At 73.1% G+C, this 12,199-nt stretch carries 17 protein-coding genes and 1 tRNA gene; 11 read left to right on the forward strand and 7 right to left on the reverse strand.

What is annotated here, in order from left to right:
* Positions 1 to 1,215 (forward strand): NAD(P)/FAD-dependent oxidoreductase (locus G3573_RS15790; protein WP_163262356.1); only part of this gene is annotated, 1,215 nt, incomplete at its 5' end.
* Positions 1,216 to 1,283: 68 nt separating this feature from the next.
* On the opposite strand, the gene G3573_RS22470 is transcribed toward G3573_RS15790, so the two are convergent.
* The gene (locus G3573_RS22470) at positions 1,284 to 1,409 is read right to left on the reverse strand and encodes a hypothetical protein (RefSeq protein WP_276208731.1); all 126 of its coding nucleotides are present in this window, start codon (positions 1,407 to 1,409) and stop codon (positions 1,284 to 1,286) included.
* A 120-nt stretch (positions 1,410 to 1,529) separates the two neighbouring features.
* On the opposite strand from G3573_RS22470, the gene G3573_RS15795 reads away from it, so the two are divergent.
* From G3573_RS15795 to G3573_RS15810, 4 genes are all read left to right on the forward strand, one after another.
* Complete coding sequence (locus tag G3573_RS15795) at positions 1,530 to 2,291, forward strand: phosphodiester glycosidase family protein (RefSeq protein ID WP_163262358.1); 762 nt, start codon at positions 1,530 to 1,532, stop codon at positions 2,289 to 2,291.
* Positions 2,288 to 2,569 (forward strand): hypothetical protein, encoded by a 282-nt coding sequence (locus G3573_RS15800; protein ID WP_163262360.1) that lies wholly within the window; start codon positions 2,288 to 2,290, stop codon positions 2,567 to 2,569. The genes G3573_RS15795 and G3573_RS15800 overlap by 4 nt, the downstream gene beginning before the upstream one ends.
* A 205-nt stretch (positions 2,570 to 2,774) precedes the next feature.
* Complete coding sequence (locus G3573_RS15805; protein WP_163262362.1) at positions 2,775 to 3,836, forward strand: sensor histidine kinase; 1,062 nt, start codon at positions 2,775 to 2,777, stop codon at positions 3,834 to 3,836.
* Between the two features lie 124 nt (positions 3,837 to 3,960).
* Entirely contained in the window at positions 3,961 to 4,518 is a 558-nt protein-coding gene (locus G3573_RS15810) for a hypothetical protein (RefSeq protein ID WP_163262364.1), read from the forward strand.
* A 37-nt stretch (positions 4,519 to 4,555) separates the two neighbouring features.
* On the opposite strand, the gene G3573_RS15815 is transcribed toward G3573_RS15810, so the two are convergent.
* Together G3573_RS15815 and G3573_RS15820 are read right to left on the reverse strand one after the other, a co-directional pair.
* A complete protein-coding gene (locus tag G3573_RS15815) occupies positions 4,556 to 4,987 on the reverse strand; it encodes a GNAT family N-acetyltransferase (protein ID WP_205598288.1) in 432 nt (143 codons plus the stop codon).
* Between the two features lie 222 nt (positions 4,988 to 5,209).
* Positions 5,210 to 5,284, reverse strand: a tRNA-Glu gene (locus G3573_RS15820).
* A gap of 172 nt (positions 5,285 to 5,456) precedes the next feature.
* Between G3573_RS15820 and G3573_RS15825 the strand changes: the two genes are divergently transcribed.
* Entirely contained in the window at positions 5,457 to 6,044 is a 588-nt protein-coding gene (locus tag G3573_RS15825) for a hypothetical protein (RefSeq protein WP_163262366.1), read from the forward strand.
* Positions 6,045 to 6,106: 62 nt separating this feature from the next.
* Positions 6,107 to 6,313 (forward strand): hypothetical protein, encoded by a 207-nt coding sequence (locus G3573_RS15830; protein WP_163262368.1) that lies wholly within the window; start codon positions 6,107 to 6,109, stop codon positions 6,311 to 6,313.
* Between the two features lie 66 nt (positions 6,314 to 6,379).
* Here the strand turns inward: G3573_RS15830 and G3573_RS15835 are convergent, their stop codons facing one another.
* Together G3573_RS15835 and G3573_RS15840 are read right to left on the reverse strand one after the other, a co-directional pair.
* A complete protein-coding gene (locus G3573_RS15835; RefSeq protein ID WP_163262370.1) occupies positions 6,380 to 7,411 on the reverse strand; it encodes a PAS domain-containing sensor histidine kinase in 1,032 nt (343 codons plus the stop codon).
* 78 nt (positions 7,412 to 7,489) lie between these two features.
* Positions 7,490 to 8,146 (reverse strand): hypothetical protein, encoded by a 657-nt coding sequence (locus G3573_RS15840; protein ID WP_163262372.1) that lies wholly within the window; start codon positions 8,144 to 8,146, stop codon positions 7,490 to 7,492.
* A gap of 79 nt (positions 8,147 to 8,225) precedes the next feature.
* On the opposite strand from G3573_RS15840, the gene G3573_RS15845 reads away from it, so the two are divergent.
* The 4 genes from G3573_RS15845 (at position 8,226) to G3573_RS15860 (ending at position 10,302) form a co-directional block, all read left to right on the forward strand.
* A complete protein-coding gene (locus tag G3573_RS15845) occupies positions 8,226 to 8,738 on the forward strand; it encodes a GNAT family N-acetyltransferase (RefSeq protein WP_163262374.1) in 513 nt (170 codons plus the stop codon).
* A 217-nt stretch (positions 8,739 to 8,955) separates the two neighbouring features.
* Positions 8,956 to 9,453 carry a hypothetical protein gene (locus G3573_RS15850; protein WP_163262376.1) on the forward strand — a complete coding sequence of 166 codons (498 nt, stop codon included), beginning with the start codon at positions 8,956 to 8,958 and terminating at the stop codon, positions 9,451 to 9,453.
* An 8-nt stretch (positions 9,454 to 9,461) separates the two neighbouring features.
* Positions 9,462 to 9,725 carry a hypothetical protein gene (locus G3573_RS15855; RefSeq protein WP_163262378.1) on the forward strand — a complete coding sequence of 88 codons (264 nt, stop codon included), beginning with the start codon at positions 9,462 to 9,464 and terminating at the stop codon, positions 9,723 to 9,725.
* 79 nt (positions 9,726 to 9,804) lie between these two features.
* The gene (locus tag G3573_RS15860) at positions 9,805 to 10,302 is read left to right on the forward strand and encodes a DUF805 domain-containing protein (protein ID WP_163262380.1); all 498 of its coding nucleotides are present in this window, start codon (positions 9,805 to 9,807) and stop codon (positions 10,300 to 10,302) included.
* Between the two features lie 141 nt (positions 10,303 to 10,443).
* On the opposite strand, the gene G3573_RS15865 is transcribed toward G3573_RS15860, so the two are convergent.
* Together G3573_RS15865 and G3573_RS15870 are read right to left on the reverse strand one after the other, a co-directional pair.
* Complete coding sequence (locus tag G3573_RS15865; RefSeq protein WP_163262382.1) at positions 10,444 to 11,256, reverse strand: alpha/beta hydrolase; 813 nt, start codon at positions 11,254 to 11,256, stop codon at positions 10,444 to 10,446.
* A 183-nt stretch (positions 11,257 to 11,439) separates the two neighbouring features.
* Positions 11,440 to 12,199 (reverse strand): transporter (locus G3573_RS15870; protein WP_205598289.1); only part of this gene is annotated, 760 nt, incomplete at its 5' end.

Below are 12,199 nucleotides of genomic sequence, written 5' to 3' on the forward strand. Positions count from 1 at the left end.
GCGGTGATCGGGGCCGGGGCGGCCGGGCTGGCGGCCGGCCGGGCGGCGGCCGCGGCCGGCCTGCGGACCCTGGTGCTGGAGGCGCGGCCGCGGATCGGCGGGCGGGCCTGGACGCAATCGATCGACGGCTTCCCGCTGGATCTGGGCTGCGGCTGGCTGCACTCGGCCGACCGCAATCCGTTCGAGCTTATGGCCCGCGAGCTTGGCTTCACCGTCGACGAGACGCCCCCGCCGTGGGAGGGCCAGGCTGGCGGCCAGGGCTTTCCGCCGCAGGCGCAGGCCGAATTCCACGCCGCCTTCGACCGGTTCGAGCAGAGGCTGGAGGCGGCCGCGCGCGAAGGGCCTGACCAGGCGGCGAGGATGCTGATGGACCCCGACTGCCCCTGGAACCCGCTGATGGACGCGGTGGCCACCTGGTATTCCGGCGCACCGTTCGGGGCGCTGTCGCTGCAGGACTACGTCGCCTACGACGACGACGGGGTGAACCACCGGGTGGTGCAGGGCTATGGCGCCCTGGTCGCGGCGGCCGGGGCGGGCGTGCCGGTGCAGACCGACGTGGAGGTGACGCTGGTCGACCGCACCGGCCACAGGCTGCGGCTGACGACCAGCCAAGGCGTGCTGGAGGCCGACGCCGTGATCGTCGCCGTGCCGACCCCGGCCCTGGCGCAGGGGAGGCTCAGCTTCAACCCGCCGCTGCCGTTGAAGGCCGAGGCCGCTAGCGGCCTGCCGCTGGGCCTGGCCGACAAGATCACCTTCCGCCTGGCCGAGCCCGACGGCTTTCCGGTCGACAGCCAGCTGCTTGGCCGCACCGACACCACCGACACCTGCGCCTTCCACCTGCGCCCGTTCGGCCGGCCGCTGATCGAGGCCTTCGTCGGGGCGGACCTGGCGCGCCGGCTGGAGGCGGCGGGGCCGCAGGCCGCCTACGATTTCGCGCTGGAGGAGCTGTGCGGCCAGCTGGGCTCGGGCTTCCGCAGCCGGGCGAGGGCCCTCGTCGCCACCGCCTGGGCGGCCGACCCGTGGGCCTGCGGGTCGTACTCTTACGCCAGGCCCGGCCGCCGCGCCGACCGCAAGGCCCTGGCCGCCCCGGTCGAGGAACGCATCTTCTTCGCCGGCGAGGCCTGCCACCCGACCCTGTTCTCCACCGCCCACGGCGCCTGGCTGACCGGCGAACGCGCCGCCTCGCAGGCGATCGTGACGCTGCGCGGGGCGTGAGGGGGGAAGGGAGGCTTGGCGCTATTTGTGCCGCGCGGCGCAGCCAGAAACTCGCGCGGCCCCGCCGCTCACTCGCGCCGGCGCGGCGGGCGGGCGCCGCGCGACGCCAGGAACAGCAGGGCCACCAGCGCCGCCGCCGCCGTGACGATCGCCGCGCCGTCCACGCGCAAGATCGAATCCAGTCCGTCCGGCATGTCCTGCGTCCCCCAACCCAGACCGTCAGATGAACAGGACCGCGGACGGGCGGCAAGTGCGGCACTTGAGCCTGCGAACGCCGGTCGGCTAGCGTGGCGGAGATGTCGAAGGGCGCCCGCATGTTCCGTACGTTTCTGGCCGGCGCGCTGACGGCCGTGCTGGGGCTCGCGGTCGGGCCCTCGGCGGCCGCGCCGGCGCCGGAGCCCGCCTGCCGGACGGTCCGGTTCGAGGGCGACGGCTTCGTGGTCTGCCGTTACGTCCCCGGCGAGGGCGAGCTGCGGCTGGCCCTGAACGGGCCGGGCGGGCCGCTTGGGAATTTCGTGGCCCTGAAGGCGGCGCTGGGCCCTGGCGCCGGCCGGGTCGCCTTCGCCATGAACGCCGGCATGTACGAGCCCGACCGCGCGCCGGTGGGCCTGTTCGTCGAGGCCGGCCGCCAGGTCGCGCCGCTGAACCGGGCCACGGGGAACGGCAACTTCTACATGGCGCCGAACGGGGTGTTCTGGGTGGACGCGGAAGGGCGGCCGCACGTGGACGAGACCGCGGCCTTCGCCGGCCTGGGCGCAAAGCCGCGCTGGGCGACCCAGTCGGGGCCGCTGCTGGTCAGCGGCGGCGCGCTGCACCCGCGCATCGTGCCGAACGGGACGTCGCTGGCGGTGCGCAACGGCGTGGGCGTGAAGGACGGCCAGGCCCTGTTCGTGATCAGCGACAGGCCGGTGTCGTTCGGCCGCTTCGCGCGGTTCCTGAAGAACGAGCTGGGCTGTCCCGACGCGCTTTACCTGGACGGCACGGTCTCGGCCCTGTGGGCGCCGGAGCTTCACCGCCGCGACGACCAGACCGGGCTGGGGCCGCTGGTGGTGGTGCTGAAGGGGGCCGGGCGGTGACGGGGGGCGCGGGCCTCGACGAGTTCATCGTGACCTGGAGCTGGCTGATCGCGAAGGGCGGCCTGGCCCTTGTGCTCACCGCGCTCGCGGTCGTTCTGTTCAGCGCCAAGTTCCGCCGCAAGTTCTGGTGGGTGTTGCTGGCCCTGGTCAGCTTCGTCTGGACAGTCTCGACCGGGCGGGAGGTCATGTTCCTAGCTGTCCCGCTTGGCGCGACCTACGTGCTGCTGTTCGCGCTGTTCGGCCCGCGCCCGGACGACGCGCCGCCCGCGCGCTCCTGATCCGGGCGGTTCGGCCGGCAGGCGGGGCTTACGTCGCCCTCTGCGCATCCCCACATAACCGTCTGAAACAAAGGGCAAAAGCTACGCCGCTGACGGGGGCTTCCACCGGCGGTCCCGCAGGCCGACTGTCCGTGACCTTACGGACGCGACACCGCTCGCCTCGGCCGCCAAGTTCCCGCGCGCGGGGGGAAGGATCCGAGCATAGATGAGTGATGCGAGTGGGCGGGCCGCGCCGTTCGCGGCCGGCGCCGGCGAGATGGCGGCCAAGGTGCGCGCCTTCGACTGGGCGTCCACCCCGCTGGGGCCGGTCGCCGACTGGCCGGCGGAGCTGAAGACCGCCGTCGGCTTCATGCTGGATTCGCACTTCCCCAAGGCGGTGGTCTGGGGGCCGGGGCTGGTCACCATCTACAACGACGCCTTCCGCCCGATCCTGGGTGACAAGCCCGAGGCGCTGGGCCGTTCCTGGGCGGAGATCTGGTCCGAGGTGTGGACCGACATCGGCGCCTTCACCCAGCGCGCCTTCGCCGGCCAGGCCACCTACATCGAGGATCTGCCCCTGACCATCCTGCGCTCCGACGCGCCGGAGCAGGCCTTCTTCACCTTCTGCTACGGCCCCCTGCGGCTGGCCGACGGCACGGTCGCCGGCATGATGGACACGGTGATGGAGACCACCGCCACGGTGAAGGCCCGGGCCCAGATGGCCATGCTGAACGCCGAGTTGGGCCATCGGATGAAGAACACCCTGGCCCTGGTGCAGGCGATCGCCAACCAGACCCTGCGCGAGGTCGATCCCCGCAAGCCGGTGGAGGCCTTCAGCTCGCGGCTGACCGCGCTGGGCCGGGCTCACGACGTGCTGCTGCAACAGGACTGGGCGGCGGCCTCGCTGCGCCAGGTGGTGGACGCGACCCTCGCCCCGCTGGACGGCCTGCGCCAGGTGCGCATCGAGGGGCCGGACCTGACCATCGGCTCGCGCGCGGCGGTGCAGCTGTCGCTGCTGCTGCACGAGCTGGCCACCAACGCGGCCAAGTACGGCGCGCTGTCGGCCCCGGACGGGCGGGTCCGGCTGGTCTGGAGCGCCGACGCGGAGCTGCTGCGCATGAGCTGGCGCGAGGCCGGCGGCCCGCCGATCGGCGCGCCGCAGCGCACCAGCTTCGGCTCGCGCCTGATCGACCTGGGGCTGGGCGGCACAGGGCGGGTCACGCGCCGCTATCCCGAGAGCGGCTTCGAAGCCGACGTCGAGGCGCCGCTGCGCGAGCTGTCGGCCTAGGCCCAGGTCCTCCCCCTTTGGAGGGGGACCGCGAAGCGGCGAAGGGGGCATGGCGGAATCTCGGATACCTGTGTCTTGCGAGCGGGGCCGTGATCGCTAGGTTGCCGATCGGGGGGACAGCCTCGTGCACTGCAACTTCCGCATCGCGAAGCACGTCGAGCTGAACGGAGCGTTCGGCGCGCTCGACGTGCACGACGTCTACCGGCTGGACCGGAGCGAGGCCGACGACGCCGCGGGGACCCTGCGCCTGTCCTTCCGGGCCGCTTACGTCCTGCGCCGGGGACGGCCGCAGACCTTCCGGATCGACCTCTTCGGGCTGGACCTGCTGGAGATGCACGCGGTCCCGGCCGAGCTCGCGGAGCTGGAGATCGTAGAGGCGGGCTTCATGGCCGCCGACGACCGCGACTATCGCTGGCTGCTGCACGACGGCGAACCGGGGCCGGGCAAGCACCTGGTGTTCAAGGGGCGGGGCGGCGAGGTGATCCGCGTGTCGGCCGAGCGGGCCGAGGTCACGGTGACGGACCTGGCCCAGGCGCCGCGCGGGCAGGTGACGCGGATGCTGGCGTGGACCTGGGCGGCGGTGACGCTGTTGAGCCTGGGCGCTGCCGCGGGGGCGTGGAACGAGCGGACGCAGGCGGCGGTCCGCCAAGCGGAATCGCAGGCGCCGCCGGGCGTGCGCTGAATCCCCTTCTCCCCTCGCGGGAGAAGGGAGAGAACCTTCAGAACCGCTTGCTCATGAAGTGGCGCGCGCCGCCGACCGGGTGGCCCTCCAGCGTGCCGAAGGCCGTGTAGCCCTGCTTCTCGTAGAAGCCGCGGGCCTGGAAGGCGTAGGTGTCGAGCCAGGCGCCGACGCAGCCGCGCGCCCTGGCAAGCCGCTCGGCCTCGGCCAGCAGGGCGGCGCCGAGGTCCTGGCCGCGCAGGCGCTCCGGCACGGCCAGCAGCTCGACGAACAGCCAGTCGTAGCCGGTCTTGCCCCACAGCCCGCCCACCGTCGAGCCGGCCTCGTCGGTCAGCAGCACGGCCAGGGGCAGGATCTCGGTCGGCGGGCCGTTGCGGCGGTTGAACGCGGCCAGCGGCGCCAGCACGGCGGCGCGGTCTTCGGGCGAGGGGGCGTCGGGAACGGTCAGGCGGACGGTCATGCGCAAAGGCATAGGGCCGTTCGGGCGGGCGCGCATCCTTAGATCCTCCCCCGAGCGAAGCGGTGGGGGAGGGGGACCGCCGGAGGCGGTGGAGGGGGCTGGGTTCGCGCGACGGCCGCCGTCGCACTCCGCTGGAGCCCCCCACGGCGGCTTGCAGCCGCCTGCTCCCCCCAGCGCTGACGCTCGGGGGGAGATCTGCGCGTCGTAACGCATTGATCTGTCGGGAAAACCCGGTGGCACTCCCTAGGGGAATCGAACCCCTCTTTCTAGATTGAAAATCTAGCGTCCTAACCGATAGACGAAGGGAGCGCGGCCGGGAGGCGGGGAGATAGACACCTTCGCGCGCCGACGCAAGCGCTAAGCGGTGCGGCGTTTCGTTCTCCGCCTCGCTTGCTTGCCCGGCGGCGGCCTGCCTAGAACCACCGCGCGCCGCAAACGCGCCCTATCGCGCGCCGCCGGCGAGGCGAAGGAGGCCCTGCGAATGCGTGCGCTGACGGGAGCCGCCGCCGTGACGGCGGCGCTGGCCATGGCCGGTTCGGCCGCGGCCGACGTGAAGTCCGCCTTCGACACCATGTGCCTGGCCACCGAGGCGCGCGACCGCGGGGTCGAGGCCGCCGCGGTCGAGGGCGGCTGGCAGCCGGCCCCGGCCGAGGCGCTGGCCAAGCTGCAGAAGCCCGGCGCGCGCACCATCGGCTTCGTCAAGACCGGGACCACGTCGGACGCGCCGAAGGACACCGTGCTGCTGACCACCCTGGCCCAGCCGCAGGTCAAGGACGGGGTGTCGGTCGAGGTGGCCGTGTGCCAGGCCTTCGGCCCGGCCGGCCCGACCCTGGAAAAGGACCTGGTCGCCCGCCTGGGGCCGGGCCAGCGCACCCCGGAGGGGCAACTGGTCTGGGCCTTCACCAAGCGCGGCTCGCAGATCACCCCGGCGCCTCTGGTCCTGACCGGCACGGAGGCCGACCGCGCCAAGCTGTTCGCCCAGGGGCCGGTCTACGTCGCCGGCCTCGCCGCCGCGGAAGGCGGCACGGCGGGCATCCTGCTCAGCGTGTTCAGGCGACCGGGGAGCTGAGCCGGTTGCCTGCCGGCCTCGTTGCACTAGGCTCACGCCTCGGTTCGGGGAGGGGGAAGCGCGTGCACGTGGACAAGGGAACGGCGGTGCTGATGATTCTGATCGGCGCGGCCGTGGCGCTGGGCGTCGAATGGTGGATGGCTTCTCCGGACCTGAACCTGGGCTGGCGGGATCTGGTCGATCGGGAATGGCATCACCTGGCCCGGGCCGGGATCATCGTGGCGTCGGCCGCCCTCGTGACGGCGGGCCTGCTCCGCAGGCGGCGCTAATCGTCGCCGGCCTGGCCGCCGCGGGGCTCCTGCTCAGCGTGTTCCTCCCGCAAGGGGAGAGGGTTGTTAGCCCGGCATCACCGCGCGCACCCGCGTGCCGCCGCCGGGGCGGGGGCCGAGGTCGAAGCCGGCGCCCAGTTTCTCCGCCTGCAGGCGCATCAGCAGCAGGCCGTGCGAGCGGTCGCGGGCCGGGCCGGGCGGCAGGCCGACGCCGTCGTCGTCGATCTGCAGGGCCAGCCGGTCGGGAGCTTCGCGGCGCAGGTCGACCCTGACCGTGCCGCTGCGCTCGGGGAAGGCGTGCTTGTAGCTGTTGCACACCGCCTCGTTGACCAGCATGCCGAACGGGGCGGCCCGGTCGGGTTCGAGGGTCAGGCCGGCGGGCTCGACCGTGATCTCGACCGTGACGGCGGCGGAGCGGTAGGGCCGGCAGACCAGGTCGATGAAGGCGGCCGCGTCGATGCACTGGCCGGCCTCGGCCTGGACCATGCCGTCGTAGACCGCGGCCAGCATCTGCAGCCGGCCCTGGTTGAGCTCGGCCAGCTCGGCGGCGGTCAGGTTCGGGTCGCGGGCGTCCAGCGCGATGACGCTGGACATCATCTGCAGGTGGTTCTTCACGCGGTGGACCAGCTCGCGGTAGGCGACCCGCAGCTCGCCCTCCAGCGCCTTCAACTTGCGCACGTCGCTGCACACCACCACGCCGCCCAGCACCGCGCCGTCCGCGTCGTGGATGGGCGCGCTGTTGCACAGGATCGGCACCTTCTCGTCGGCCGCGTTCAGCAGGTAGGCCTCCTGGCCCAGCACCGTCTCGCCGCGGGCGGCGCGCACCAAGAGCCGCTCCTCGTGCGGGATCTCGCGGCCGTCGGGCCAGAACACCCGCACCGCCTCGGACCACACGTCGAACGGAATGCCCTGCATGTCGGCCGGCAGCCGGCCGATCAGCTGGGCCCCGAAGGCGCTGACGAACAGCACCTTCAGGTCCGGCGCGCGCGCCACCGCGGTCAGCGAGGGCGTCACCCGCATGAAGGCGCGCAGCACCGCCCGCGCCGACGGCTCGGCCAGCAGGCGCTCCAGTTCGGAGAGGTCGTCGGGGTCGGTCATGCGCCGGGAAAACAGGCGGCGACGGCGAGGGGTTGCTCCCGGTTACCTCGCTTCCCTTGCGGGGAGGAGAAGGCGCCGTCAGTCGTGCGGGCAGACCGCGCCCGGCTGCGCTTTCAGGGCGCGCATCCAGTCGTCCACGAACAGGCCGCGCCGGGCGACCGCGCCGCGTCCGTCACGCCGGACCCAGGCCGGGTCGAGCTCGTCGAGCACGTCTTCCTCGATCCTGGGCGGTTGCAGCCACCAGGCGTCGGCGGCCCGATACCGGATCGGCCGCAGGAGCTGCTCGTAGGATGCGGGGACCCAGCCGTTCGGATACAGCATGTGTTCGCGCAGCGGGTCTTCCACGGGCTTCACGAACCGGCCGCGCGCGTCGGACACGATCGTCGTCATGATCATGCCGGTCGAGTCATAGCCGCCGTCCGTGCGGCGCTTCAGGAAGAACAGGGCGTGCTTGCTGTGCGGGTTTAGCTTCGAGCTCAGGGTGGCGGTGACCGGGAGCCGCCCGGGCGCTTCGCCCCCGATCAGCACCTGCTCGACGTCGAGGTCCAGCCGCCATGGCCGACTCCAGGTGAACTCGAACACAGGGTCGTCCGGAAACGGGCCGGGCTTCTGCTTCGCCACCCGCGCGACCAGGGCGACGTCGAAGCAGGGCGGCGCCTCGTCCGCGTCCGGCGTCGTCGGAGCGGCGGTGGAGAGGAGCGCGGCGAGGGCGGCGGCGGCCAGCATGGGCGCCACACTGGCCTGTCCAGCTTGGCCGTACAACCCGGCGGCCGTCGCCCTTGCGCTCACGCCCGAACGGTCCGATCCAGCGCCAATGACCGCCGAGCTTCTCACCGTCCGTCCCGCCGTCGCCGCCGACGTCGCCCGCCTCCACGCCCTGGTGGAGAGCGCCTATCGGGGGCAGAGCGCGCGGGCCGGCTGGACGCACGAGGCGGACCTGCTGGAGACGCCACGGTCCAGCCTCGAGTCCCTGGCGGCGGTGCTGGCCGATCCGGGCGAGCTGTTGCTGGTGCTGGCCGAGGGCGAGCGGCTGGTCGGCTGCGTGCAGGTCAGCGTGCGGCCGGACGGGGCGGCCTATCTCGGCCTGCTGACCGTCGATCCGGCCCGTCAGGCCGACGGCTTCGGCCGGCGGCTGATCGCGGCGGCCGAGGCCGGGGCGGTCGAGCGGTTCGGGGCTGAGCGGATGGAGCTGAGCGTCGTCCACCTGCGCGCCGAACTGATCGCCTACTACCAGCGCCGCGGCTACCGCCTGACCGGCGAGGAACGCCCGTTCCCGGTGGCGGTCGAGCCGCCGCTGAGCCTGCTGGTGATGGAGAAGGCGCTCTAGAGATCCTCCCCCTCTGGGGGAGGGGGACCGCCGAAGGCGGTGGAGGGGGCTCGCCTTGGCGCGACGGACCCCGCGCGCTCCGCTGGAGCCCCCCACGGCGGCTGGCGCCGCCTGCTCCCCCCAGCGCTGACGCTCGGGGGGAGATCTGATCGCCGCGTCGTTGACCGCCGTTCGCTCGCACGCCACGCTGCCCTCGGAAAGCTTCGGGGCGGCTGGGATGTTTAGTCGTTGGGCGACGGGGGCGCTGACCGCCCTGCTGATCGGGGCGGGCCTGGCGGCCGCCGCGCCGGCCCGGGCCGACGACGGCGTCTGCTACATGGTCCTGCCGCAGACGATCCGCTTCGTCGGGCTGGACGGGGCGAAGGTGCGGCCCGTCGTGCGCGGCGACGTCGACGTGCGGGTGGCGGGGACGTACCGCGGCGCGGCTTTCGAGTTCGCCGTCGCCCGCTGCGAGATGAGCGAGACCTGGCAGCTGGTGCTGGTCGGCGCGCCGGCCGACGGCCCGGACCTGCTGGCCGAGCTGAAGCGGGCGGTGCGGGTGGACGGGGTGAACCTGTACGCCGGCCTGGACGACGCCCTCACCGACGCCGAGCGCGAGACGCTGCAGCGCGAGGGTCACGTCCAGTTCGCGCGCGGCGACGCGCAGGTGGCCTACGACCGCCTGAGCGGCGAGGTCCTGGACGTCGTCAGCGAGACGGCGAGCTGGCCGCGGTGAGGGGGGAGATGGGACGGTTCGTGCAGATCGTGCTGGTGGTGCTGGCGATCCCGCTGGTCGTCGGGGGCTACATGTTCGCCAATCATCTGACTGTGCGAAACGTCTCGGCGCCGGACGCGGTCTATTCCGTGCCGTACGCGACGCACGGCGGCACGGTCTACATCAGCCCCGACGAGCGGAACCTGCTGAACGCCGGCTGGGCGGCGGGCGGCGCGCTGGTGGTCGCGCAGCTGGTGCTGAACGCGGTGCGGCGTCGCCAGCGCGGGGCGTGATCAGCTGGGAGATCGAAGCCGGGAAGGGCGCGTACGCGCCGCTTCCGAGGCGTTGCCGGAATCGCGTTATGCGTCGGGCATGAACAAGCTGCGCGGCCTGATCGTCGAGAATTTCCGGGGCCGCGGGCGGCTGAGCCGCAAGGGCGTGTGGCTGTCGCTGGGGCTGTTCTACCTGTTCGGCTTCATCACCTTTCCGCTGCAGTTCGCCGTGGTGATGCAGACGGGGCGTACGACCCCGAACCTCAGCGTTTCCGGCGTGCTGCTGGTGCTGGCCATAATCGCGATCGCCTGGTTCATGCTGGGCGCCTTCCTCCGCCGGCTCCACGACCGGGGCAAGGACGCGCGCTGGATGCTGCTGCTCTTCGGTCCGCATGCCGCGCTGGTCGCAGTGCTGAAGGCGATCCCGGCCGGCCACGAGGATCTGATCCCGTGGGTCATGGGCGGCGGCATGGCGGTGTCGGCGCCGCTGTTCTTCTGGGGAATGATCGAGATCATGACCATCGCTGGCCGGCCGGGCGACAACCGCTTCGGGCCGGATCCGCTGGCGGCGGTCGAGGCGGCGCAAGAGGCGGCGTAGAGCGCCCCAGATCCTCCCACTCTGGGGGAGGGGGACCGCGAAGCGGTGGAGGGGGCTCGCCCTGGCGCGACGGAAGCCGCGCACTCCGCTGGAGGCCCCCACGGCGGCTGCGCCGCCTGCTCCCCCCAAGGGGGGAGATCTTTAGTCCACCCCCGCCAGGAACGCGCCCACCTCGGCCAGCACGGCCTCGGGGCGTTCGCGGTGGGGGACGTGGCCGGTGTCCTCCATCAGCACCACCTTCGTCGGCCCGCTCGGCAGGGTCCCGATGCGCTGGGGATGGGCGGGGGAGCCGAACTCGTCGAGATCGCCGTGCAGGGCCAGGACCGGGCAGCGGACGCCCTTCAGGTCCTCGTCCAGGCTCCAGTCGGCGCGGCCTTCGTCCAGCCAGGTCTCGATCCAGGCGTCCAGCACCCAGCGGGCCTTGTCGCCATGCCAGCGCTCCAGGCGCTCGACCTGGCCGGGCTGGGCGAAGGCGGTCTTGGCGGCGCGCACGCCGTCGAGCGTCACGTCCTCGACGAAGGCCTGGGCGGACTCGGTGATCAGCGCGACGACGTCCTCGGCGAAGTTCGCCGCGGCCGAAGCGGCCATGCCGCCGCCGACGCTGTGGCCGAACAGGACCATCGGCCCGATCCCGAGCGCCGCGCGCAGCGGCCCAAGGCCCGCGCGCGCCTCGTCGCGGACGAAGTCGGGCTTGAGCAGCCGCGGGTGCGGATCGGAGCGGCCGAAGCCCAGCCGGTCGTAGGCCGCCACCGCCCGCCCAGTCGCCTGCGCCAGGCGCTCGGGGAAGTCGCGCCACTGGGCGACCGAGCCGAGAGAGTCGTGCAGCAGCACGATCGGCGCGCGGGGAGAGGGGAGCTCGCCCCAGACGCGGGCGTAGAGGCGGCCGTCGGGGGTGTCGACGAAGAGCTCGCGGGCGGCGGCTTCGGCTGCGCGTGGGGCGGGACTGGGGACCATGAGGGACTCGGACTGCGTTTCACCGTCTCCCCGACGATGGTCGGGGTCCAGGTGAAGCCCGCTGGGCGTGGTGGATGAAGCTGGGTCCCGACTTTCGTCGGGACATACGGTTTGAGGGGATTTAGGGGGCGGGGGGCCCAAGCGACAGCACTCGGGGCGGAAAAAGGCGCGATCGCCCCGGCCTCAGAAGTCCGCGCCCAGCGCCAGGAACGCGTGCAGCGCAGGCGAGCCGTCGCCCTCGGTGAAGCTCGGCCCGGCGGAGGCGAGCAGCCGGAACGGCCCGTCGAGCTGCACGATCATGGCGACCCCGAGCTCGGTCGTGGCGCGGCCGCCGACCGTGTCGGCGCCCTGCCGGTCGATCTCGGCGCCGAGCAGCAGGCGCTCGGACACCTCGCGCGACACGGCGATCCCGCCGCTCCAGTAGTCGCGGTTCTCGCGCCCGGGATTGATGGTGTAGCCGCCGCCGCCGAACACCGACCACGGGCCGGCGTCCTTCTGCGCCCACACCGGCAGGAAGACGGTCGCGTTCGGGCCGCCCAGGTCGCCGCTGGCCGTCGGCAGGGTGAGGCCCGGGAAGACGGCGACGGAAACCCCGGACGCCTCGTCGTCGTAGAAGCGGTACTTGGCCGACAGCGCCAGATCGCCGCGGCCCCAGGTCGTGCCCGTCTCGTCGTGGGCGAAGGCGGCCGGGATGCCGAGGGTCAGCTGCACGTTCGGCGCGGCGCCGTAGTTGATCTCGGCCCCGGCCGAGCCCTCGAACGCCGATCGGGTTCCGCTCCCCTCGATCAGCGGGCCGTAGAGCTCCCAGTGGCCGGTGTCGGTCGGGATCGGGTCGTCGGTCCGGAACGGCGGGCCGGCCTGCGCCGCGCCGGGGGCGAGCGCGAACAGCAGGGCGGCGGCCGCGGCGGCGCGCGTCCTCACGCGCTTTCCGGCGCGCCGGGGT

This window comes from Caulobacter sp. 17J65-9, assembly GCF_010975005.1.
Lineage (GTDB): Bacteria > Pseudomonadota > Alphaproteobacteria > Caulobacterales > Caulobacteraceae > 17J80-11.